The following is a 21,994-nucleotide window of genomic DNA, read 5'->3' as shown; positions in this document are numbered from 1 at the left end:
GCCCTTGAGGGACCGGCCCGCACCGAAAGGACACTGGACTGCCGGGCTCCCCCCGGACCATGTCAACGCCACCGACCGGACCGCAGCACAAGCCCACCGACTGCTGCGCAGGTCAGAAGCAGGAACGGTTGCCAGCGGATTCCGAGAACGACCGCGGGCCATGCGAGATGATCACCGCATGGACAGGGTCGTGGATCTTGATGAGGTGGCGGCAGTTCTGGCTGCCCAGACGGTGGGCTGGACGTCGGCCGGCCTCGAGGTGGGCCAGGTGACCTGGAGGGATGCCGAGGCGTCGTGGCCGCAGCCCCTAGAGGCCGACAGGGCTCGGGCCAAGGACCCCGACTCGCTTGGCGTGGTCATCTCGGGTCCGGGAGGGGCCGAGCTGTCGGTTGTGCTGTTCCGGGGTGGCTGGGCCGACGTGGACTTCATCGACGGCCTCACCCACGGAGGTGCTCTCCCGGCCTCGGACATCGCCTCACCAACGGACTTCGGAACCCGGATGAATCAGTGGGTCGCTCATGTCTTCGGAGTCCGCAGCGGTGGTCAGTGAGTGCAGGTCCATCTCGCTGACCACTGACCCGCCCGACCTGCCCGACCCGTCTGACCTGCAATCACAGTGACGGCAGCCATCTCCTTGACCTACCGTTCCTGGGATGAACTACCTCGGTGCCGCCCTGCACGAACCAACTGAACTGACCGTCCGCTGCCAGGACGACCGGGCTGTCTCCGTGAAGTTCTGTGACCTCTTCGATGAGGACGGAGACTGCGTCCACTACGCCATCGAGGCTTGCGCGGCCGGTCTGAACGCTCGCCTGGACGGCGTGGCAGCCTGGAACTGGAGTGCCGGCCTGGCTCCCTTCCTGGAGAAGCTCTCCGAGGACTTCCGGGGCTGGGACGGAGAGCGTGTCTGGCAGGCCATCGACCGCGATCTCACGGTCAGAGCGGTCTTCCGCTCGGGCGGTCATGTCGGGCTGACCTGGACCCTGCGTCCGTGGCGCGCGTCCGTCGGCAGCTGGGAGGCATCCGTCACCACCTGGCTGGAAGCCGGCGCCCAGATGTCCGCTCTAGCGGCCGATGTCCGGCACTTCCTCGGCCAGGAAGCCGGTCATGGCGGCTGACATGCAGCTCGTTTGGACCCTCAGCGGGCCGGGATGGGCCGACTGCGCCATCTCCGATCATCAGGCGGAAGCCGAGATCGAGGCCTCGTACATCTCCACGGCCCCCGAGGACCTGCTGACGGCGGTGGCCCGGCTCGTCGCCGGTGAAGCCGAGGTGCGCGTGCAGTTCGAGGCGGAGCCCACCGCGTTCCGCTGGATCCTCTACCGCGAGGGCACCGACGTGTGGATTCGGGTGCTGGAACTGGCCGACGGCAGCATGCACGACAACGCCGGAACCGAAATCTGGTCGAGCCAACAAAGCATCGGCACCGTGGCTCGCGCAGTCGTGCGCTGCTTCGACGAGGTCGCGCGGACGTACGGGGAGAGCGGGTACCGCGGCACGTGGGGTGAGCACTTCCCCCGCTTCGAACTCGAAGCCCTCAGAGAGGGGCCTGGCACAAGAGCCGCCCCCTGGACGACACCTGAGCCTCAACCCGTAGATCCCCCGGATCCCCCAGATACCCCAGATCCCCTAGATCCGCATCCTCCTCCCACACGTGCCCGTTGAACCGGCGTCCTTGTCGATTGCCGATTCCGGAGCATCAGTGCCCCTCTCCACCCCGCCCTCTTCCACCCCGCCCCCCGACCTGTTGGCCGCGCGGGTTCGGGACCCGTATCCCTACTTCGCCTGGCTGCGCCGCCATGCGCCCGTCCGTGCGGAGCGCCGAGAGGGACGCCCCACCGTGTGGCAGGTCTCCCGCTACGAGGACGTCCGGGCGCTGCTCACCGACGAGCGGCTGAGCAAGGACCCGGGGCGGGTGCCCGGCTACGTGGCGGGGCCGGCCGGGCTGAACCGGCATCTCGTCCATGCCGATCCGCCGGACCACACCCGACTGCGGACCCTGGTGAACACGGCCTTCGTGCCCCGCCGCATCGCCCAGCTGGAACCTTTCATCGCATCCACCGCACACCAGCTCCTCGACCGCGTGGAGGGCCACGTCCACGTGGACGTGATCGGGGACTTCGCCGCGCCCCTCACCTTCCGGATGATCTGCGCGATCCTCGGCGTCCCCGACGAGTTGGACAACGCGGAGACCCGCGACACCCTCATGGCCACCATCGCGCCCGCTCCCGGTCTGGATCCGGCACGGGTGGAAGGCGCGCTGCACGCGCTGCTCGACCGGCTCGTCGCCACGAAACGTACGGGCGACGAGCAGAGCGGAGTGGACCTGCTGGGCGCTCTCGTACGGGCCAGCGACGAAAGCGGCGCGATGACCGAAGAGGAGCTGCGGTCCACCGCGTACCTCCTCCTCCTGGTCGGACACGACACCACCATGAACCTCATCGGAAACGGCACCCTCGCCCTGCTCCACAACCCCGCCGAGGCCACTCGGCTCACGGAGGTAACGGGTGTGACGGGTGGGACGGGTGGGACGGGCGTGACGGCACCCGACCTCGTCACCACCGCCGTGGAAGAGCTCCTGCGCTACGACTCCCCCGTGCGGGACGCCACCTTCCGCTGCGCAGCAGAATCGATCACCCTCCACGGACAGCGGATCGGCGAGGGGGACATCGTCAGCCTGCTCATCGGCTCGGCGAACCGGGACGGCGACCGTTTCCTCGAGCCGGACCGGCTCGATCTCGGCCGGACGCCCAATGATCACCTGGCCTTCGGCTACGGGCCCCACTTCTGCATCGGCGCCGCCTTGGCCCGCCTGGAAGGCGCCGTCGCGCTCCCGCTCCTCCTCCAGCGCCTGGGCAGCGTCGCACTGGCCAAGTCCGTCAACGAACTGCCCTGGCGGCCGACCCGCGTCATGCGCGGACTGGCCGCGCTGCCGGTGGTACGGAACTGAACTCCCCCAGAACCACCAGGCCACCCGAGCACCTCAGCACCTCAGCCTCAGCACCTCAGCACCTCAGCAGCCACACTCCCTCCCTCCCTCCCTCCCTCCCTCCCTCCCTCTCGCCCCCCCCCAGGAGCACCCACATGCCCGACCCCGCCGTACTGACGACCGAACCCACCCCCGGCGTCCTGCTCATGACCCTCAACAGGCCGCACGTCCGCAACGCCGTCGACCGACCCCTCGCCGAGGCCCTGGACGCGGCCCTGACCCGGCTGGAAGAGGATCCGTCGCTGGCCGTCGGCATCCTCACCGGCGCGGACGGCCACTTCTGCTCCGGCATGGACCTCAAGGCCTTCCCCGCCGAAGGCGTCCCCGTCGTCGCCGGGCGCGGGCTGGCGGGGCTGACCCGGGCCCGGCCGCGCAAGCCGCTCATCGCCGCCGTCGAGGGTGCGGCCGTTGCCGGCGGCTTCGAGCTGGCACTCGCCTGCGACCTGATCACCGCTGCGGACACCGCGTTCTTCGCCCTGCCCGAGGTGGCCCGCGGCCTGATCGCCGCCGAAGGCGGAGCGATCCGTCTGCCCGGCCGACTGCCGTACCACGTGGCCATGGAGATGCTCCTGACCGCGGCCCCCCTGCCCGCCGCCGACGCGGCCCGCTACGGCCTGGTCAACCGCCTCACCCCCGCGGGCCAGGCCCTCGAAGCGGCCCTCGCCCTGAGCGCCCGCATCCAGGAGCACTCCCCCCACGCCGTCCACATCACGAAGCAGATCGTCCAGAACACCCGCGGTTTGGACGACCACGCCGCCTTCTCCGTCCAAGACCCTCTCAGCACCCCCGTGTTCGCCACCACCGCCGCCACTGAAGGGGCCCGCGCCTTCACCCAGAAGCGCTCCCCGGCCTGGGACGGTCCGCCGACGCCCCAACACGCCTGACCCCCGGGGCCCGCGCCCTCCGCACCTCCCCGCGCCTCTCCCCACCCCCGCTCCTCACTCGCATCCGACCTCTCCCACCCCCCACACCCCCCGTCGTACGCTGGTCTGATGCACCCTTCACCTCGAACTCCGCGGCAGGCAGCCAGAATCGTCGTCCTCAACCCCGCCGGATCCGTGTTCCTCTTCCGCGAGAACAACGTGGAAGTCGGCATCCACTGGCTGCCGCCCGGCGGCGGCATCGATCCCGGGGAGACGCCCGAGGAGTGCGTGCGGCGGGAGTTGCGGGAGGAGACGGGCTGGACGGACCTGGAACCGGAGCGGCTGCTCTGCACCTGGGAGCACGACTTCACCCACACGGGCATCCCGGTGCGCCAGTACGAGCACATCTACGTGACCACCGGCCCCCACCGCGATCCGGTACCGGAGTACGCCGGGGCCCACTGGCGGTGGCTGTCCCCGCAGAACCTCGCCACCCTCGGCGAACCGCTATGGCCGCCGCGCCTCGCCGAGCTGCTCGACGAGGCCCCCACCGAGCCGGTCCACCTGGGGCTGCTCGCCTGACGCGGCCAGGTCGATCCGGCACCCGTCGTTCTCCATCGGGCCGATGCCCGCCGCGAGGCCGAGTTCCGCCTCGAAGAGGGCCGCTTGGCGGCCGAAGAAGCGGGCAGCGCCGTTCGAGGGGTTCCAGAGGGTCTCCGCGCCGAGGTCGTAGTACCGGCTCATCTGCTGGTCCCCCCTCCGGCGCCCCCTCCCTAGCCGGCCGTCGCCCGTGCGTACAGATCCGCCGCGTAGCCGGTCAGGATCGTGCTCGTCGAGACGTCGTCCGTGTCGCCTCCGGTCAGGACGCCGATGATCTTTCCGTCCGTCGCGATCCACGCGCTGCCGCTCGTACCGGTGGGGAAATCCGCGCAGTCGAAGCGCTGTTCGGTGGTGCTGATCCGTACCGCACGGGACTCGCAGGTGCGCGGGTCCTTGCGGTGCGACGGGTAGCCCGTCACCGTGACCTGCTCGTCCGTGCGGCCCGTGGTGTCCAGGACGGCGGCGCCGGTGACGTCCTCGACGTTGCGCCCCGCGTCGTCGGGAGCGAGGCGGGCGAAAGCCAGGTCGTAGTCGTCGTTGGTCCCGTCCGACCAGCGCGGGTCCTCGAACACCTCGGCGATCTTCCAGGTGCCGTACGGGGCCCGCCCGTCCGCGTACGCGGGTGCGAAGGAGGCTCCGCCTTCGCCGGCCCGGCCGGCGAGCAAACAGTGGCCGGCGGTGGCGATCAGGTTCCGCCCGGGGCTGTGCACGACGGTCGCCGAACAGTAGTGATCGTCGGTCGCATCGCCCTCGAACAGCGCCCCGGCGAAGGCCACGGGCCCACCCGGCGTGGCGGGCGAGACCGACGCCCCGGGGGTCCGGCCATCGGACCGCCGAGCCTGCCCCGATGATTGCGACTGCGATGCCGGCGGCGACGGCGACCCCGACGGACGTGATGGCTGAGCGGACGACGGCCGAGCGGGCGCCGACGTCGGTGCCGACGTCGCCCTAGGGGCCGCCTTCCCGGAGCCGCGGGCCTTGCCGTCGTCGGCCGGGACCACCTTCGTCATGGCCGCGGACGCGCCCAGCGCCACCGCCGCGCAGAGCACCGCGGTCACCACGGTCCGCTTGTCCACCACAGACACCCTCCCCCTTTGCTCCGGCGAAGCATGCCCTGCCTGTGACGGCCCCCGCAAGGCTGACACTCTCCCCAGCCCTTGACGGCGCCTCACCCACCGCGGACTCCGACGGCCGGGCCGGCCTCCGCGGCCGGTTCGACCGGGCCCGTCAGGTCGGGCAGGGGCGCAGGTCACCCGGCGGCGGCTCCGACGACGACCCGTCGCGTGATCGCCTGCTGCCCGCGGCCTATCGCCCGGAGGATCCAGCCGATGGCGTACAAGCAGGCCAGCCAGCCGAAGGCGTGCACCAGCCAGACGCCGGTCAGGGTCGGGCCGCCCCAGGCCTGGTGGTAGTCGGTGTCGCCGTACCAGAGGGGGTAGCCGAGATTGCGGACGGTGTTGAACACCGCATAGGCGCCCAGGACCAGGGCGGCTATGTCCAGGGGCAGGCCCAGCAGGGTGCGGGCCGCCGTGCGCGGGAGCGTCCAGCCCGGGACCCCGGAGGCCCGCGTCTGGAGCCGGGCGGCCCGCCGCCCTTGGCCGGTCAGGCCCAGGGCGAGGCCGGCGAGCCCCGCGGGAAGCGCCAGGACCGGGCGGGTGGCCTGCGCACCCCACACCCGGAGCGCCGGTACGACGGTGCGCGGGGCCTTCGCGATCTGGTCGGACATCGTGCTGCTCCTTTGGCGTGGAGGGATCTTGGTGATGACCTCAGTCTCGCGAGGGAAGCTCACCGGCACATCACGCCATGGAGTGGGATCCGGATCTAGTCCTTAAGTAGCACTCGGGTGAGGCCGCAGCGCGCGCACACCACGGAGAAGGCGGCGGCCCCTGGGAGATCCCCGGGGCCGCCGCCCGCCACACGCCGACCGCCACCCGCTACGCCCCCGGCCAGAGGCCTTCCGGGGTCAGGCTCAGCAGATCGATCGCGTTGCCGCGCACGATCCGGTCCACCACGTCCGGGGACAGGTGACCCATCTGGGACTCGCCGACCTCACGGGATTTGGGCCATGTGGAGTCGGAGTGGGGGTAGTCGGTCTCGTAGAGGACGTTGGCGACGCCGATGGAGTCCAGGTTCTTCAGGCCGAAGGCGTCGTCGAAGAAGCAGCCGAAGACGTGCTCCGCGAAGAGCTCCGACGGCGGGCGCAGCACCTTGTCGGCGACGCCGCCCCAGCCGCGGTTCTCCTCCCAGACCACGTTCGCGCGCTCCAGGATGTACGGGATCCAGCCGATCTGGCCCTCCGCGTACATGATCTTGAGGTTCGGGAAGCGCTCGAACTTGCCGCTCATCAGCCAGTCCACCATCGAGAAACAGCAGTTGGCGAAGGTGATGGTCGATCCGACGGCCGGCGGTGCGTCCGCCGAGGTGGAGGGCATGCGCGAGGAGGAGCCGATGTGCATGGCGATGACCGTGCCGGTCTCGTTGCACGCCTCCAGGAAGGGGTCCCACTCGTCCGTGTGGATGGAGGGGAGCCCGAGGTGGGGCGGGATCTCCGAGAAGGCGACCGCGCGGACCCCGCGCGCGGCGTTGCGACGGACCTCGGCGGCGGCCAGGCGGGCGTCCCAGAGCGGGATGAGGGTGAGCGGGATGAGACGGCCGGCGGCTTCGGGGCCGCACCACTCCTCCACCATCCAGTCGTTGTAGGCGCGCACGCCGAGCAGGCCGAGTTCGCGGTCCTTGGCCTCGGTGAAGGTCTGACCGCAAAAGCGCGGGAAGGTCGGGAAGCAGAGGGCCGACTGGACGTGGTTGACGTCCATGTCGGCGAGCCGGTCGGGAACCGAGAAGGAGCCCGGGCGCATCTGCTCGTAGGTAATGACTTCGAGCTTGATCTCGTCGCGGCTGTAGCCGACGGCCGTGTCGAGGCGGGTGAGGGGTCGGTGCAGGTCCTCGTACACCCACCAGTCGCCTATCGGTCCGTCGTCGCCCTTGGCCCCCATGACGGGGGCGAACTTGCCTCCCAGGAAGGTCATTTCCTTCAGGGGGGCGCGGACGACGCGGGGGCCGACGTCGTGGTACTTGGACGGGAGCCGGTCCCGCCAGACGTTGGGGGGCTCAACCGTGTGGTCGTCCACCGAGATGATCTTCGGGAAGGTCTCCATGTCCTCACGGTAGCGTCAATCTGACGAACCGTCAGCTAGTTGAACAGGGACGGATGCGGGATCGGTACGGACCGGGCCGCGGGATCCGCACCGACCGGCACCGACCGGCACCGGATCCACACGGACCCGGCACCGGATCCGCACGGACCGGCCGCCGGATCCGTATGGACTGGGTCCACTACGGACTGACGTGTACGCGCAACACAGGGCAGACTGGCCCTTACACCTATGGAAGGCAGGGGGGAGACCAGATGGACGGCACACCGGCCATCCCGCACCAGCGGAACCACCCCGAGTCCGGTGACACCGCCATTGCCGCAGCCGCCGGAGTCGGAGCCGTAGCCGGAACCGGAGTCGGAACCGGCGTCGGAGCAGGCGTCGGAGCAGGATCAGGCCCCGGAGCCGGCCCCGGAACAGGCCCCGGAGCAGACCCCGCCGGCGAAGCGGCGCCCGCCGTGGAAGCCCGCGCCGCCGAGGCCGTCGACGCGACCCCGCCCCCCGCCGCCACCCCCGCCCCCACAGCCCCCGCCACGACCGCCGCCACCGGCGGCAACCGGTTCTCCGTGCTCGGCCCCATCCGGGCCTGGCGCGGCGGCGAGGCGCTGAGCTCCGGGACCCCGCAGCAGCGGGCGCTGCTCGCGGTGCTCCTGCTCCGCGAGGGCCGCACCGCGACCGCGCCCGAGCTCATCGACGCCATCTGGGGCGAGGACCCGCCGCAGCAGGCCCTCGCGACCATCCGTACGTACGCCTCCCGCCTGCGCAAGATCCTCGAACCCGGGCTCCTCGTCAGCGAGTCCGGCGGCTACGCGATCCGCCTGCCCCACCCCGAGGCCCTCGACCTCGGCATCGCCCGGGCCCTCGCCGCCGACGCCGAGGCCGCACGCGCCGGCCGGCCGAAGGCCGACGGCACCGGAAAGCCCTCGGCCGTTGCGCACGGCACGCACAGCACCCCCAGCACCCCCGGCACCCCCGCCTCTCCCCCCGTCCCCACCCCCGCCGGCAAGGGCGACCGCGCCCTCGCCCGTACGCTGCTCGCCCGCGCCCTGGACGTCTGGGACGGCGAACCGCTGGCCGGCGTACCCGGGCCGCACGCCGACACCGAGCGCACCCGGCTCGCCGAGTGGCGCCTCCAGCTGCTGGAGACCCGCCTCGACCTGGACCTGGAGCTCGGCCACCACGCCGAGGCCGTCTCCGAGCTCACCGCGCTCACCGCCGCCCACCCCCTGCGGGAGCGGCTGCGCGAGCTGCTGATGCTCGCCCTCTACCGCAGCGGCCGCCAGGCCGAGGCCCTCGCCGTGTACGCCGACACCCGCCGGCTGCTCGCCGACGAACTCGGCGTGGACCCGCGCCCCGAACTCGCCGCGCTCCAACAGCGCATCCTGCGGGCCGACTCCGAACTCGCCCGAGCCGAGGACCCGGCCCCGGCGGCCGTCCCCGCACACGTGAGGCCCGCCCAATTGCCCGCCACCGTCTCCGACTTCACCGGTCGCTCCAGCTTCGTCAGGGACCTCGGCGCGATCCTCTCCGGCGCCGAGGGTCAGGTGATGGCGGTCTCCGCCCTCGCCGGCATCGGGGGCGTCGGCAAGACCACCCTCGCCGTGCACGTCGCGCACGCCGCCCGCCCGCACTTCCCCGACGGGCAGCTCTACGTCGACCTCCAGGGCACCGAGGCCCGCCCCGCAGAGCCCGAGGCCGTCCTCGGCTCCTTCCTGCGCGCCCTCGGCACCCCCGACGCCTCGATCCCGGACTCACCCGCCGAACGGGCCGCGCTCTACCGCTCCACCCTCGACGGCCGCCGCGTCCTGGTCCTCCTCGACAACGCCCGCGACGCGGCACAGGTCCGCCCGCTGCTGCCGGGCACCGCGGGCTGCGCCGCCCTCGTCACCAGCCGCGTCCGGATGGCGGGCCTGGCCGGCGCGCACCTCGTCGACCTCGACGTGATGAGTCCCGACGAGGCGCTCCAGCTGTTCACCCGGATCGTCGGGGCCGAGCGGGTCGGCGCCGAGCGCCAGGCCGCCCTCGACGTGGTGGGCGCCTGCGGGTTCCTGCCGCTGGCCATCCGCATCGCCGCCTCCCGGCTCGCCGCCCGCCGCACGTGGACCGTCTCCGTACTCGCCGCCAAGCTCGCCGACGAGCGCCGCCGCCTGGACGAGCTCCAGGCCGGCGACCTCGCCGTCAAGGCCACCTTCGAGCTGGGCTACGGACAGTTGGAGCCCGCACAGCAGCGCGCGTTCCGGCTGCTGGGGCTGCCCGACGGGCCGGACATCTCCCTGGCGGCCGCGGCGGCCGTGCTCGACCTGCCGGAGCACGCCACCGAGGACCTGCTCGAAGCCTTAGTGGACTGCTCCCTCCTCGAATCGGCCGCGCCCGGCCGCTACCGCTTCCACGACCTCGTACGCCTCTACGCGCGCGCCTGCGCCGAGCGCGACGAGCAGCCGCCGAGCGGGTGCGACGGCGCCCTCGACCGGCTGCTGGACTTCTACCTGGCCACCGCCGCCGGGGTGTACGCCCTGGAGCGGCCCGGAGACCGGCTCGTGGCCCACCTCTCGGCCACGCGCCACCCCGGCCTGCGCTTCACCGAGCCGCACTCCGCGCAGGACTGGCTGTACGCCGAGGCCGACCCGCTCCTCGCCTGCGCGCGGCAGGCCGCCGTACGCACGACCGGGCGTCAGGACTTGCTGCGCCGGGCCGTGGACCTGCTGTGGGCGGCCAAGGACCTCGCCGAGTCGGGGGCCAACTCCAAGCAGTACGAGTCGGCCGCCGCCGCGCTGTGCGAAGCCGCCGAGGCCGCGAAGGACCCGTACGCCGAGGGGCGCGCCCGTACCACGCTCACCAACACCCACCTGGTCGCGGGCCGCTTCGCCGAGGCCGACGCCGAGGCCAGCCGGGCCACGTCGCTCGCCCGTACGGCCGGGGACGTGCTGCCCAGCTGCTGGGCGCCCAACGACCGGGGCATCATCGCGATCTACGAGGGCCGCTACGACGACGGCGAACGGTACCTGCTGGAGGCCATCGCGAACTTCCGCGCCGACGGGAACCACGTCGGCGAAGCGAGCGCCCTGTGCAACCTCTCCCGTATCCACGTGGAGCAGGGCCGGCTCTCCAGCGCGATCGACCTCGCCCAGCAGGGCATCGCCATCTACGACCGGATGGGACTCACCCTGCGCCTGGCCAACGGCCGCTACGCGCTGGGCATCGCCCTCACACAGGCCGACCGGCTCACCGAGGCGCACTCCCAACTCAACGACGCGCTGGCGCTGTTCCACGAGAACCGACAGCCCCTGTGGGAGGGCGTGACGCACTTCCGGCTCGCCAAGGTTCACCTGGCGGCGCGCCGGCCCACGCTGGCCGCCTCGCACGCCGAACAGGCCATCGCCCTGCGGGGGATCGGCGGCGAGTGGAATCGTGCCCGGGTGCTGACCGTGCTCGGCCGGGCCCTGCGCCAGTTGGGGCAGCGGGACCGGGCGCGGGTGTGCTGGCGGGACGCCGAGGTGGTGTTCACGCAGCTCAAGTCGCCGGAACTGGCCGAGGTGCAGGCGCTGTTGGCGGCGGAGATCGCCGCCTGAGCCATGCCTGACGCCTTGCTGAACGAGGCGTTCATCGTTCGTTTATCACCACCCGCCAGGATGGGGTTCATCGACTCGACGTGTCGGGGGGCACTCCCGGGTCGACCGGAGGACGACCCGTTCGGCGGTCCGCGGGGGAATCGCCGAACGGGACCCACCCACCCATCAGGAGAACCGATGACGACGAACGAGAACATCAAGCCGGCCGACGGCGAAACCGGTCCGCTCGACAACCAGCTTTCGGATGTCGACATCAAACCTCTGGACAACCACGCCGCGGGCGTGGAGATCAAGCCGCTCGACAACCACGCCGCGGGCGAGGACATCGTGACGATGGACAACCACGCGGCCGGCGGCGGCCTGTAGGTGGGGGCGTAGGCCTCAGGACTCACAGACGCGTACGGCCCGGGAACACGGGGGAACGGGGGATCCGGGCCGTACCGCAGGACGTACCACGGGGGACCGGGGGTCACGGGGGACCAACGGGGTGCACGGGGGAACGGCGGCCGCGGTGGCCAGGAGGGGGACCACCGCGGCCGCCGCACGTGCGCGTGCGCGCGATCGGCGGGGCGTCGGTGGGGCATTGGCGGGGCGTCGGCGCGGCGTCGGTGGGGGCGTCGGCGCGGCGGGAGGGCTCAGCCGCCGAGCTGGAGCAGCCGCTGGACGCCCCGCGCGGCCTCCAGCAGCGCCGGCGAGAACCGCTCCAGCTCCGCCCGCGTGTTCAACGAGGCGGCGGTGGTCAGGCTGACCCCGCCCACCGGCAGGCCCGCACGGTCGAAGACCGGCGCGCCCAGGCAGCGGACCGAGCGCTCGTGCTCCGCGTCGTCGACGGCGTAGCCGAGCTCCCGGACCGTCCGCAGTTCGTCCGCGAGGCCCTCCCGGCCGGTGAGGGGCCGCAGGACGCCCTCGATCTCCTCGGGCGGCAGGTGCGCCAGTACGGCCTTGCCGATCGCGGTGGCGTGCAGGGGGACGCGCATGCCGACGCGCGCGGAGGTCCGGTGGGACCCGACGCTCTCGATCTTGCGGATGTACGTGAGGGCGTTGCCGCTGCGCAGGGCCAGGTGAACGGCCTGGCCGGTGCACTTCTGGAGGAATTCGAGCAGCTCGACGATGCCCTCGGGCCGGTCGGCGGAGATCTCGGCGGCCAGGGTGCGCAGCCGCAGGCCGACGCCGTAGCTGCCCTCGCCGTCGGTGACGGCGTAGCCCTGCTCGACGAGGGAGACCAGGATGCGGTAGGTGCTGGATTTGGGTATCCCGGCGGCGGCGGACAGTTCCGCGAGCCGGTGCGGGCCGCCGAACGCGGCCAGCGCCTCGGTGATCCGCAGGGTCTTCTCCAGGGCGGTGCCGCTCCCACCACCACTGCCGTTCCCGTTCCCGTGGCCGTTCCCGTGGCCGACGCCGACGCCGACGCCGACGCCGTGGATCATGCCCCGATCCATGCTCCGGCCCGGCACCTCACTTCGTATGGCATTGGCCACGGAATCCCCAAGGGTTGGCAAAACGCTTCGATTCACCCTACGTCACGGGATGCCCGTTTTGCCCGGGGCCGAAGGGCCCGAAATGCCGGGCGGCCGCGCCGTCGCTGACTAGGCTGACCGTGTGTTCACCTCCCAGGGCCCGACCCTCCGCGAACTGGCCGTACAGGCCCTGTCCTCCGTCGAGCGGGGCTACGACCTCCTGGCCCCGAAGTTCGACCGGACCCCCTTCCGCACCCCCGACCGGATGCTCGACGCGGTCGAGGAGACGCTCGCCCGCCACGAAGGCCCCTTCGACGCCGGACTCGACGTGTGCTGCGGCACGGGCGCGGGCCTCGGCATGCTGCGGCGGCTGTGCCGGGGCCGGGTGACCGGGGTGGACCTGAGCTCGGGCATGCTCGCCGAGGCCGGACTCGCCCACCCCGAGGAGCGGGTGGACCTCCTGCGCGCCGACGCGCGCTCCCTGCCCGCCGCGCTCGGGGACTCGTACGACCTGGCCGTCAGCTTCGGCGCCTTCGGCCACTTCCTCCCGGCGGAGCGCCCCGCGGTCTTCTCCGGGGTCCACGCGGCGCTGCGCCCCGGCGGTGTGTTCGCCTTCCCGATCGGCGCCCCGATCCCGCCGAGCCGCCCGGCGTGGTGGGCCCTGTCCGGCTTCGACGCGGCGATGCGCCTGCGCAACGCCGTCTGGCGCCCGCCGTTCGTCATGTACTACCGCACCTTCCCGCTGGGCGGGGTCCGTACGGACCTGCGCGCCGCCGGGTTCACGGTGGAGACGCTCCCCCTGGACCACTTCGCCCGCCGCCCGGACGGCACGCCGAGCTGGCGACTGGTCCTGGCCCGCCGACCGGCCTGAGCCGTACCGCTACTCCCTCTCCGGCAGGCGGCCGATGTCGGAGACCGGGCCCAGGTGGCCGAGCTTGTCGGGGTTGGACACGGTGTGGAGCGCCCGGACCACGCCATCGGCGATGTCCAGCTCGACCACGCTGGCGACCCGCCCCTCGGCGTCGACGATCAGGGCGCCCGGCCGGCCGTTGATCAGGGCCGGCCGCAGCGAGGCACCGAGCGAGCGGAGCCGGCGGAGTCCGCCGATGAGCAGCTGTCCGACGCGGTGCGGATCGGTCACCGACCGCGCGACGGCGCGGGCCTTGCCGCCGCCGTCCCCGTGGTAGACCACGTCGGGCGCGAGCATGTCGAGCAGGGCGTCCAACTCACCGCCCGCCGCGGCCTCGAAGAACGTACGGGCGAGCTCCTCGCCCTCCGCCCGCCGGGCCGGGGTCTTCGTGCCCGCGGCGGCGATGTGCTTCCTCGCGCGGGCGAAGATCTGGCGGCAGTTCGCCTCGGACTTGCCGGTGGCCCGGGCCACCTCCGGGTACGCGTACCCGAACACCTCGCGCAGCATGAACACCGCGCGCTCCACCGGGGACAGGGCCTCCAGCAGGACGAGGAACGCCATCGACAGGGAGTCGGCCAGCTCGGCGTGCTCGGCCGGGCCCGGCCGTTCGTCGGACACGACGACGGGCTCGGGCAGCCACTCCCCCACGTACGTCTCCCGCCGCACGCGGGCCGAGCTCAGGTGGTTGATCCCCAGCCGCGTCACCGACGTGGTCAGGTACGCCTTCGGCGCGGCGATCCCGGTCCCGGCCTGCCGCGCCTTGGTGAGCCCGAGGAACGCGTCCTGGACGATGTCCTCCGCGTCACCCACCGACCCGGTCATCCCGTAGGCGATGGAGAACAGCAACGGCCGATACCTCGCCGCGTCCGCCACGTCTGTCACGTCCACTGATCCCTGCACGAAACCCTCCCCCGATTCGCTGCGCGCCGTCGGGCAGGTTATCCGAGGGACTCGACCAATCGATCATGAAAAGAGCCCGTGACCCGGGTCACACCACCCTGCTGTCACAGGGCGCGGGGGTGCCGTGTCTTAGAGGGAGCACAACGAAGCACACACGCCGAACGCCCCTCCACAGCAAAGGAATCCACCATGACCGCTCGCCTGAACCTCTTCGCCGACCCGGTCGCCGTCAAGGCGTGGAAGCACATCATCGCCGCGTCCAAGGCGCTCGGGGAGTCGAACCTGCCGGCCTCGACCCGCGAACTGGTGATGCTCCGCGCCAGCCAGATCAACGGCTGCGCAGGATGCATCGACATGCACACCAAGGACGCGGCGGCCGCGGGCGAGACCGCGGTACGCCTCCACCTGGTCGCGGCCTGGCGCGAGGCGACGGTGTACACCGAAGCCGAGCGCGCGGCCCTGCTCCTGACCGAGGAGGCCACCCGCATCGCGGACGCGGCCGGCGGGGTCAGCGACGAGGTCTGGGCGAACGCCGCCAAGCACTTCGACGACGAGCAGCTCGCCGCCCTGGTGACCCAGATCGCGCTCATCAACGCCTTCAACCGCGGCAACGTCATGGTCCAGACCCCGGCCGGCGACTACCAGCCCGGCACCCTCCAGCACTGACCCCCGCGCACCACGGCTCCGGCCCCGGCACCGGGCTCCGCCCCTCCCACAAGGACCGAGTACTCCCATGAACATCGCACTCTGGATCGTCACCGTCCTGCTCGCCGTCGCGTACCTCCTGGGCGGCGCCTTCAAGGTGTTCACGCCGAAGGAGAAGATCGCCGCGAGCGGCGCCAGCGCGAAGTGGGTCGAGGACTTCATCCCCGGCTCGGTGAAGGCCATCGGAGCCGTGGAGATGCTGGCCGCCACGGCCCTGATCCTCCCGGCCGCCTTGAATACCGCACCGGTCCTGGTCCCCTTGGCCGCCCTCGGCCTGGTCCTGCTCATGCTGGGCGCCACCCTCACCCGCTACCGCCGCCACGAGCCGACGTACATGGCGGTGGACCTGGCCTACGTCCTCCTGGCCACCTTCGTCACCTGGGGCCGCTTCGCCCTGGAACCCTTCACGGGCTGACCGCACGAGCCCCGGGCATCGTCCGCATCGGGATGGCGGATGCCGGCCCCGGTCGGACCCCGGTCGGACCGGATTCCCACCGCATCCCCCCAGGCACCACGTCTCAGGTGGAGGCGGCTTGGAGGAGGGTCTCGGCCGCCGCGGTGCGGGCGTAGAGCACGGAGCGGCCGGCGCGGTGGGCGCTGAGCAGGCCCGCGTTGTGTAGTGCGGTCAGATAGCGGGATACCGCGGCGGGCGAGAGACCGGTGCGGTGGGCCAGCTGCGTCGTGGAGGCCGGGCTGTCCAAGTCGGTCAGCAGGAGTGCGCGGGAGCGGCCGAGTACGGCGGCGAGGGCTCCGGCCCGGGTGGCGGGTCGCGCAGCCCACAGGGTGCCGATGCCCCGTGCCGGATAGACGAGTTGGGGCGGATCCGGCAGCGTCGTTCGGGTGCGCAGGGCCGGCCCGGTGAAGGCCGAGGGGATCAGCAGCAGTCCCGTGCCCGATGCCGCACGGGTCAGCGGCTGCTTTCGGCCGGCCATCCGGAGCGCGTGGTCGTCCCAGGTCACCGACGTGTGCAGGTCGTTGAGGAGACGGCCCGCGCCCTGCTCGGCGACCATGCGGGTCCGGTAGAAGATGTCCGCGTCCAGTACGGCCCGGATCCGTGCCCAGTAGGGAGCGAGGGCCAGCTCCCAGTACGCCTCGATCTCTTCCGTCATGTCGGCCAAGCGGGTCCGCGGGTCGGCATGCAGGCTCCGTAGTCGGGGACCGAGGGCTCCCTGGTGGCGGGCCAGGTGATCGAGGTCCTGGCGTACCCGGTCGGCGGGCGAGGCCCGGATCGCGTCCCACTCGTCCATCGGCGCAGGGGCCGGCCCGGTGGGAGCGGGATTGAGGAAGTCGGGAACGTAGCCGGTGGGCGGGATCAGCTCGCGGAGCCAGCCCCGGTCCAGCCCGGCGGCCACCAGTCGTGGCCGTACCTGCTCGACCCAGGACCGGTGGACGGAATGCGTGGTGTGCGACCTCAGCAGTCGGAAGCTCGGCGCGATCTCCCACATGGGCGAGACGGCGAACCGGACCCGCGCCAGGTCCCTCGCCGAGAACGCCAGCGCCGCCAGGATGACCGCCCCTCAATGGATTCACCCATATGTGAATCAATGGCGGGCCAGCCTACCGTGCACGGATCATCTCGCCATGACCTCACAGACGATCACAGCGGCGGCATCGGGCACCTTCGAGCTCGGCGACCTGACGGTCAACCGGGTCGGGTTCGGCGCGATGCGCTTGCCGCAGCACGGCCCGGCGTTCGCGGCCGATTCCGCCCCGCGCGACCGTGACCAGGCGGTCGGCGTGCTGCGCCGTGCGGTCGAGTTCGGTGTGAACCACATCGACACCGCCGCGTTCTACTTCTCACCGCTGCGCTCCGCCAACGAACTGATCAACCGCGCACTGGCCCCCTACCCGGACGACCTCGTCATCGCCACCAAGGTCGGACCGGGCCGTGATCCGGCCGGCAACTGGCTGCCGCACGCGACCCCGAAGCAACTGCGCGGCCAAGTCGAGGAGAACCTGCGCCAGTTGGGCCGCGACCACCTCGACGTGGTGAACCTGCGCATCGTGGGCACCGATTCCGTCGCCGAACGCTTCGGCGCGCTCGCCGACCTGCGCGAGGCCGGGCTCATCCGTCACCTGGGCCTGTCCAACATCCGCCCCCACCATCTCGCCGAGGCCCAATCCATCGCACCGGTGGTCTGCGTCCAGAACATGTACGGCATCGGCGCATCCCCCGACCAGGGGGAGCTCCTCCGCATCTGCGGTGATCAGCACATCGCGTTCGTGCCGTTCTACTCGATCGCCGGAACCGGACGCGAGGGCGGTGCGACCACTGACGACGGTCAGGAACTGCACGCCATAGCCCGCGCCCACCAGGTGAGCACAGCCCAGATCCGGCTCGCGTGGACCCTGCACCAGGGCCCCCACGTCCTGGCCATCCCCGGCACGGGCGACCCCGACCACCTCGCGCAGAACGTGGCCGCCGGCAGCCTGCGCCTGTCCGAGGCCGAACTCACGACTCTGGACTCCCACCACGCGACAGCATGACCGCCCAGCAATGCACGGGGGCTCAACGGTCCCGTGGGAGGCCGAAGGCCGACATTTTCTTTTCCTCGTAGGAGAGGAAGCCGAGGGAGCGGTAGAAGGCGTGGTTGCGGGGGCCTTCCGGGGTTGACTCGTGGTCGGTCGAGAGGAGGAAGAAGCGGCAGTGTGCGTACCGCTGCTTCAAGTGCTCCATGAGGTTCCGGCCTATGCCCTGACGGTGGTACTTGGGGTTGACCAGCAGGTCCTGTACGTAGCAGATGGCCTCGTCGTCGGAGAGCGTGCGGGCCAGTCCCAGGAGTGCGCCGGACTCGTCCCTGGCGGTGATGACCAGGTGCGAGTTGGCCAGGCCCCGGTACAGCTTTTCGGGGTCGCGGGTGTAGCCCTGCCAGTCGACCGAGTCGTAGAGCTCGAAGATCTCCCGGGGGTCGAACTCGGCCTCTTCCGCGATGATCACGAGGGTCCCGCCTGTCTCGAACTTGGGTTCTGGAGACCGAACCTACCGGGTCCCGGCCGGCCGGGACCCGGTGGGGCGCGATGCTTCTTTTGGTCTGAGTACTGGGGAAAGAACCCCTCCCAGACCCCTCCAGCCTCCCGCCGGGAGGCCGCTCACTCACACGGGTGAATCGGCCAACTGGGTTGGATTTCGCGGTGGTTGTCTGGCATATGCTCGCCCCGACAACTCAGAGAATGAGACGGCCCCCGCCGGGACAGCGAATCCCGATCGAGGGCCTGACCAACGAGGAAGTAGCCCTTCCCCATGGCTTCAGTGCACTTTACCGCGCCCTCGCGCGCGGCATACGGCGTTCGGCACGCCAACGTCCGGCTCACCGCGCGGTTCACCGTCGTGAGCAACGACCTCATTCAGCATCCCGAGATGTCGGCGGTCGCACGGATCCTGGGGATCTACATCCAGTCGCTGCCGAGCGGGACTCCCATCGGCATCAAGGACCTGGTCAGGCGGTTGCCGCTCGGGGAGACCTCCATCTCCAACGGGCTCCGGGAGCTGATGGCGTTCGGGTACCTCGACCGGTCCCTGGAGAGCCTGCCGGGTGGGCGGATCGTCACCCGTACGGTGTCCTACAACCACCCCCGGGCCGCCGTTGTCGTGGCGGCGCGTCGTGGGCACGGCCCCGCCGGCACCGCGGCCGAGGAACCCTTGCCCGTACCCCCTCCCCCGGCGCCGATGGACACGGAGGCGCCTGCGCCGCCGGTCGAGGCCGTGCCGGAGCCCGCCGCGCCGGCGGACGTGGAGGTGGAGGTGGAGGTGGAGGTGGGGCCATCCGCGCCCGCCGGGCGCTTGCCCGCGCCACGGGTGCCGGACGACCCCGGGCGGCGGCGGCTCGCGTGTGAGGTGCTCGCGGAGTTGCGGCGGGTCGATCCGCGGCTGTTGCTCGGGGAGCGGGACGTACGGTACCTCGCGGGCGGGGTCGAGGCCTGGCTGGAGCGCGGGGCGGGGGTGCAGGCCATGGTGGCCTCCCTCGCGGCGAAGCTGCCGGTGGGGCTGCGCAACCCGGCCGGGCTGATCGCCCACCGGCTCACGGCCCAGTTGCCACCGTCGCTGGTACCGGTGCCCCGCGCGCCTGCCTTCGTACCGCCGGACCCCTTCGTGATCTGCCCGGACTGCGAGCGCGCCTTCCGCAGTCCGACGCCCGGGGCCAAGTGCAGGGGATGCGGTGCTCAGGGAGCGTCAGCGCTCGAGGTCGATCGTGAAGCGCCGCTCGCCCGGAGCGATCGTCTCGGCGTGGATCGAGCCACGGGCCCGGTCGTACTTTCCGGTGCCGCCGGTGATCGCGTTGTCGAACGCGGGCGGAGGGCCCGGGACGAGGTGGCCGAAGACCATGCCCTGGGCGGCGATCTGGCCGCCCGGGAGGCTGTAGGTGACGACGCAGGCCTCGGCTCCGCCGTTGTCGACCCGGGTGGTCGTGCAGGTTCCGCCGGTCTCGCCGACCTGGCTGCCGTCCTTGCCGAAGAGGAGCGAGCGGAAGACGGTCCGGTCGCCCTGGGCCGCGGCGCCGCCGGGGTTGACGGGGAAGCGCGACTGCTCCGCTAGCCGGCCGGTGAGGGTGATGACCTGGCCCTTGTCGTTGCCGTTGCCGTTGCCCTTGTCGTTCTCGTGGGCGGAGCCGAAGGGGGCGCAGGCGAGGAGGGCGACCAGTGCGGTGGCCGTGCCGAGAGTGGCTGTTCTGATGGGGCGCATGGGGGCTCCTGAGGTCGGGCTCGAGGCTCATGGATGGGGGGCGACCCATTCCTAGCCCCGGCTCCACGGCCGCCCGGAGTGTCCCGGCGCGACCCACCGTCAGATCCGACCGATCGGACCAGCCGTGTCCGAATCTGACAGAACCTCGTCATTGCGGCCATCACGGCGGGGCGCAAGGATCAGCGCATGCCCGTACCGCACAGAGTCGTCATCGTGGCCTTCCCCGGTACCGAACTGCTCGACGTCACCGGCCCGGCCGAGGTGTTCTCCGTCGCCACACGGGTCGCCGCCAGTAACAGCGGCAACAGCAGTGGAAGCAGTGACAGCTCCGGCTATCTCGTTCAGATCGCCACCGCCGACGGCGGGGCGGTGGCCACCTCCAGTGGGGTCCGGCTGCTGGCGGACCTGGCCCTGGACGAGGTGCACGGCCGGGTCGACACCCTGCTCGTGGCCGGTGCGGTCGACCTGGTGGGCGACCGGGTGGAACCGGTGATCGACGGCGTGGTCACCGACTGGCTGCGTGCCGCGGCGCCTCCGGCGGGCAGGACCGGGTCGATCTGCGCGGGAGCGCACCTGCTGGCCGCCGCGGGCCTGCTGGACGGACGCTCCGCGACCACGCACTGGCTCACCGCCGCACGGCTGGCCGCCGACCATCCCGCGGTCGCGGTGGATCCCGACCCGATCTTCATCCGGTCCGGGAGCGTGTGGACCTGCGCCGGTGTCACCTCGGGGCTGGACATGGCGCTGGCGATGGTCGCCGAGGACCACGGCCAGGCCCTTGCCCTGGCCACCGCGCGGATGATGGTCATGTACGTCAAACGCTCTGGCGGGCAGAGCCAGTTCAGTGTTCCGCTCTCCGCTCCGGCCACGTCCGGCGACCGGATCGACGACCTGCGCGTGTGGATCGCCGACCACCTCACCGAGGACCTCGCCGCGGAGGCCCTGGCCGCTCGACTGCACCTGAGCGTGCGGCACTTCTCCCGGCTGTTCCGGCTGCGTACGGACAGCACGCCGGCCGCCTACGTCGAATCCGCCCGCCTGGAAGCCGCCCGGCGGCTGCTGGAGGAGGGCGACGACGGCCTCCCCGAGGTCGCGGCGGCCAGCGGGCTCGGCTCGGTGGAGACCTTGCACCGCTCCTTCCAGCGCCGGCTGGGGACCACACCCGCGGAGTACCGGCGCCGGTTCCGTTAGTCCCTCTTCTCCTCCACCCGCCCGACCCATCCGCCGACACCCCGGCGGATCCCCGGCATGCCCGCATGCCCGCAGCGCCCCAGTCGCGTCGCCTCGCCTCACCTCGCCTCACGGAGGACACCGTGTCCCGTACGAAGGTCATCCCCATCCCCGTCATGGGCCGTACCGCGATCAACGCCTACCTGATCCTGGGGCGCAGGCCCGTGATCGTCGACGCCGGGACACCCGGCAGCGGGCGGAAGATCCACGACCGGATCACCGAGCACGGAGTGGACCCCCGCGACGTCTCGCTGATCGTCCTCACGCACGGGCACATCGACCACTTCGGGTCCGCCGCCGAACTGCACCGTCTCACCGGTGCTCCCGTCGCCGGGCACATCGCCGACCTCGGCCCGTACCGCAGCGGCCGGGTGCGCGAGCCGTACCTGCCCACCGGCCCGATGGGCCGGATCATGGACCGGAACAAGGAGCTGCACGTCCGGGCCGAGCCCGTCGAACCCCAGGTCCTGATCCGCGGCGAGACCTCCCTGGAGGACTTCGGGATCGCGGGCCGCATCATGCCCACCCCCGGACACACCGCCGGGTCGGTCTCCGTGCTCACCGACGACGGGGACCTCGTCGCCGGCGACCTGGTCGCCAACTCCTTCATGGGCCTCATCCCGGGCAAGCCGGCCAACCCGCCTTTCCACGACGACCCGTGGCGCAACCTCGTCAGCCTGCGCGAGATGCTCGACCTCGCCCCCAGCCGGCTCCACGTCGGCCACGGCGCCCCACTGGACCCCGACCGGGTGCGCCGCTGGGCCGACCGCGAGCACGCCCGCCTCTCGAAGCGCGAAGCGGCGGGCCGCCGCATCGCCACGCGCTCCGGGGAGGGCGACTGACCCGTCAGCGTGCCCGCGTAGCCGACCGGCGCCCCCGCGAGGTCATGCACGGGTCCGGGCGGCCAGCCATGTTCTGACCTCGTGCAGGCGGCCCGG

Annotated in this window: 22 protein-coding genes and 1 pseudogene; 14 read left to right on the top strand and 9 right to left on the bottom strand. The window is 71.9% G+C overall.

The features are described 5' to 3' along the window. Nucleotides 1-178 precede the first annotated feature (178 nt). The 6 genes from ACFYYB_RS41975 (at nucleotide 179) to ACFYYB_RS41950 (ending at nucleotide 4,434) form a co-directional block, all read left to right on the top strand. Nucleotides 179-550: a hypothetical protein gene (locus tag ACFYYB_RS41975; protein ID WP_389443983.1), complete on the top strand. Its 372-nt coding sequence runs from the start codon at nucleotides 179-181 to the stop codon at nucleotides 548-550. 103 nt (nucleotides 551-653) lie between these two features. Further along, on the top strand, nucleotides 654-1,118 hold the full coding sequence (locus ACFYYB_RS41970; protein WP_389443981.1) for a DUF6228 family protein: 465 nt from the start codon (nucleotides 654-656) through the stop codon (nucleotides 1,116-1,118). Next, a complete protein-coding gene (locus tag ACFYYB_RS41965; RefSeq protein ID WP_389443979.1) occupies nucleotides 1,108-1,665 on the top strand; it encodes a hypothetical protein in 558 nt (185 codons plus the stop codon). The genes ACFYYB_RS41970 and ACFYYB_RS41965 overlap by 11 nt, the downstream gene beginning before the upstream one ends. Before the next feature lie 37 nt (nucleotides 1,666-1,702). Beyond that, complete coding sequence (locus tag ACFYYB_RS41960; RefSeq protein WP_389443977.1) at nucleotides 1,703-2,950, top strand: cytochrome P450; 1,248 nt, start codon at nucleotides 1,703-1,705, stop codon at nucleotides 2,948-2,950. A gap of 134 nt (nucleotides 2,951-3,084) precedes the next feature. Continuing rightward, nucleotides 3,085-3,873, top strand: a complete 789-nt coding sequence (locus ACFYYB_RS41955; protein WP_389443975.1) for a crotonase/enoyl-CoA hydratase family protein — start codon at nucleotides 3,085-3,087, stop codon at nucleotides 3,871-3,873. Between the two features lie 108 nt (nucleotides 3,874-3,981). Then, the gene (locus ACFYYB_RS41950) at nucleotides 3,982-4,434 is read left to right on the top strand and encodes an NUDIX hydrolase (RefSeq protein WP_389443973.1); all 453 of its coding nucleotides are present in this window, start codon (nucleotides 3,982-3,984) and stop codon (nucleotides 4,432-4,434) included. On the opposite strand, the pseudogene ACFYYB_RS41945 reads toward ACFYYB_RS41950, so the two are convergent. The 4 genes and pseudogenes from ACFYYB_RS41945 to ACFYYB_RS41930 form a co-directional block, all read right to left on the bottom strand. Further along, nucleotides 4,429-4,596: pseudogene (locus ACFYYB_RS41945) on the bottom strand (DUF6086 family protein); the annotation flags it as partial. The gene ACFYYB_RS41950 and the pseudogene ACFYYB_RS41945 sit on opposite strands and share 6 nt — an antisense overlap. 29 nt (nucleotides 4,597-4,625) lie before the next feature. Continuing rightward, nucleotides 4,626-5,228 carry a trypsin-like serine peptidase gene (locus ACFYYB_RS41940; RefSeq protein ID WP_389443971.1) on the bottom strand — a complete coding sequence of 201 codons (603 nt, stop codon included), beginning with the start codon at nucleotides 5,226-5,228 and terminating at the stop codon, nucleotides 4,626-4,628. Between the two features lie 473 nt (nucleotides 5,229-5,701). Beyond that, the gene (locus tag ACFYYB_RS41935) at nucleotides 5,702-6,178 is read right to left on the bottom strand and encodes a hypothetical protein (protein ID WP_389443969.1); all 477 of its coding nucleotides are present in this window, start codon (nucleotides 6,176-6,178) and stop codon (nucleotides 5,702-5,704) included. Nucleotides 6,179-6,386: 208 nt separating this feature from the next. After that, the gene (locus ACFYYB_RS41930) at nucleotides 6,387-7,607 is read right to left on the bottom strand and encodes an amidohydrolase family protein (protein WP_389443967.1); all 1,221 of its coding nucleotides are present in this window, start codon (nucleotides 7,605-7,607) and stop codon (nucleotides 6,387-6,389) included. 251 nt (nucleotides 7,608-7,858) lie between these two features. On the opposite strand from ACFYYB_RS41930, the gene ACFYYB_RS41925 reads away from it, so the two are divergent. Both ACFYYB_RS41925 and ACFYYB_RS41920 read left to right on the top strand, forming a co-directional pair. Further along, a complete protein-coding gene (locus ACFYYB_RS41925) occupies nucleotides 7,859-11,173 on the top strand; it encodes a BTAD domain-containing putative transcriptional regulator (RefSeq protein ID WP_389443965.1) in 3,315 nt (1,104 codons plus the stop codon). Nucleotides 11,174-11,350: 177 nt separating this feature from the next. Continuing rightward, nucleotides 11,351-11,539 carry a hypothetical protein gene (locus ACFYYB_RS41920; protein ID WP_327306188.1) on the top strand — a complete coding sequence of 63 codons (189 nt, stop codon included), beginning with the start codon at nucleotides 11,351-11,353 and terminating at the stop codon, nucleotides 11,537-11,539. Between the two features lie 269 nt (nucleotides 11,540-11,808). On the opposite strand, the gene ACFYYB_RS41915 is transcribed toward ACFYYB_RS41920, so the two are convergent. Further along, complete coding sequence (locus ACFYYB_RS41915) at nucleotides 11,809-12,600, bottom strand: IclR family transcriptional regulator (protein ID WP_389443962.1); 792 nt, start codon at nucleotides 12,598-12,600, stop codon at nucleotides 11,809-11,811. Nucleotides 12,601-12,772: 172 nt separating this feature from the next. Between ACFYYB_RS41915 and ACFYYB_RS41910 the strand changes: the two genes are divergently transcribed. After that, nucleotides 12,773-13,501 carry a class I SAM-dependent methyltransferase gene (locus ACFYYB_RS41910; RefSeq protein WP_389443960.1) on the top strand — a complete coding sequence of 243 codons (729 nt, stop codon included), beginning with the start codon at nucleotides 12,773-12,775 and terminating at the stop codon, nucleotides 13,499-13,501. A gap of 9 nt (nucleotides 13,502-13,510) precedes the next feature. Here the strand turns inward: ACFYYB_RS41910 and ACFYYB_RS41905 are convergent, their stop codons facing one another. Further along, the gene (locus ACFYYB_RS41905) at nucleotides 13,511-14,422 is read right to left on the bottom strand and encodes an RNA polymerase sigma-70 factor (protein ID WP_389443958.1); all 912 of its coding nucleotides are present in this window, start codon (nucleotides 14,420-14,422) and stop codon (nucleotides 13,511-13,513) included. Nucleotides 14,423-14,629: 207 nt separating this feature from the next. On the opposite strand from ACFYYB_RS41905, the gene ACFYYB_RS41900 reads away from it, so the two are divergent. Next, a complete protein-coding gene (locus ACFYYB_RS41900) occupies nucleotides 14,630-15,106 on the top strand; it encodes a carboxymuconolactone decarboxylase family protein (protein WP_389443956.1) in 477 nt (158 codons plus the stop codon). A 67-nt stretch (nucleotides 15,107-15,173) separates the two neighbouring features. Next, nucleotides 15,174-15,560, top strand: coding sequence for a DoxX family protein (locus ACFYYB_RS41895; RefSeq protein ID WP_389443954.1), 387 nt, complete (start codon nucleotides 15,174-15,176; stop codon nucleotides 15,558-15,560). Nucleotides 15,561-15,663: 103 nt separating this feature from the next. Here ACFYYB_RS41895 and ACFYYB_RS41890 read toward each other — a convergent pair whose 3' ends face one another. Continuing rightward, nucleotides 15,664-16,590, bottom strand: coding sequence for an ArsR/SmtB family transcription factor (locus tag ACFYYB_RS41890; RefSeq protein ID WP_389443952.1), 927 nt, complete (start codon nucleotides 16,588-16,590; stop codon nucleotides 15,664-15,666). 136 nt (nucleotides 16,591-16,726) lie between these two features. Here ACFYYB_RS41890 and ACFYYB_RS41885 point away from each other — a divergent pair, with 136 nt between their 5' ends. After that, nucleotides 16,727-17,632, top strand: coding sequence for an aldo/keto reductase (locus tag ACFYYB_RS41885; RefSeq protein WP_389443950.1), 906 nt, complete (start codon nucleotides 16,727-16,729; stop codon nucleotides 17,630-17,632). A gap of 22 nt (nucleotides 17,633-17,654) precedes the next feature. Here the strand turns inward: ACFYYB_RS41885 and ACFYYB_RS41880 are convergent, their stop codons facing one another. Further along, nucleotides 17,655-18,083 (bottom strand): GNAT family N-acetyltransferase, encoded by a 429-nt coding sequence (locus ACFYYB_RS41880; protein WP_389443948.1) that lies wholly within the window; start codon nucleotides 18,081-18,083, stop codon nucleotides 17,655-17,657. Nucleotides 18,084-19,316: 1,233 nt separating this feature from the next. After that, entirely contained in the window at nucleotides 19,317-19,826 is a 510-nt protein-coding gene (locus ACFYYB_RS41875; protein WP_389443946.1) for a hypothetical protein, read from the bottom strand. 186 nt (nucleotides 19,827-20,012) lie between these two features. Between ACFYYB_RS41875 and ACFYYB_RS41870 the strand changes: the two genes are divergently transcribed. Both ACFYYB_RS41870 and ACFYYB_RS41865 read left to right on the top strand, forming a co-directional pair. Continuing rightward, a complete protein-coding gene (locus ACFYYB_RS41870; RefSeq protein WP_389443944.1) occupies nucleotides 20,013-21,017 on the top strand; it encodes a GlxA family transcriptional regulator in 1,005 nt (334 codons plus the stop codon). A 122-nt stretch (nucleotides 21,018-21,139) separates the two neighbouring features. Continuing rightward, the gene (locus ACFYYB_RS41865) at nucleotides 21,140-21,898 is read left to right on the top strand and encodes an MBL fold metallo-hydrolase (RefSeq protein ID WP_389443942.1); all 759 of its coding nucleotides are present in this window, start codon (nucleotides 21,140-21,142) and stop codon (nucleotides 21,896-21,898) included. Nucleotides 21,899-21,994: the final 96 nt, after the last annotated feature.

This window comes from Streptomyces sp. NPDC002886 (assembly GCF_042888445.1).
Classification (GTDB): Bacteria; Actinomycetota; Actinomycetes; order Streptomycetales; family Streptomycetaceae; genus Streptomyces.
Note: the sequence above shows the minus strand (reverse complement) of the source record. Positions and strands in the feature narration are given on the sequence as shown.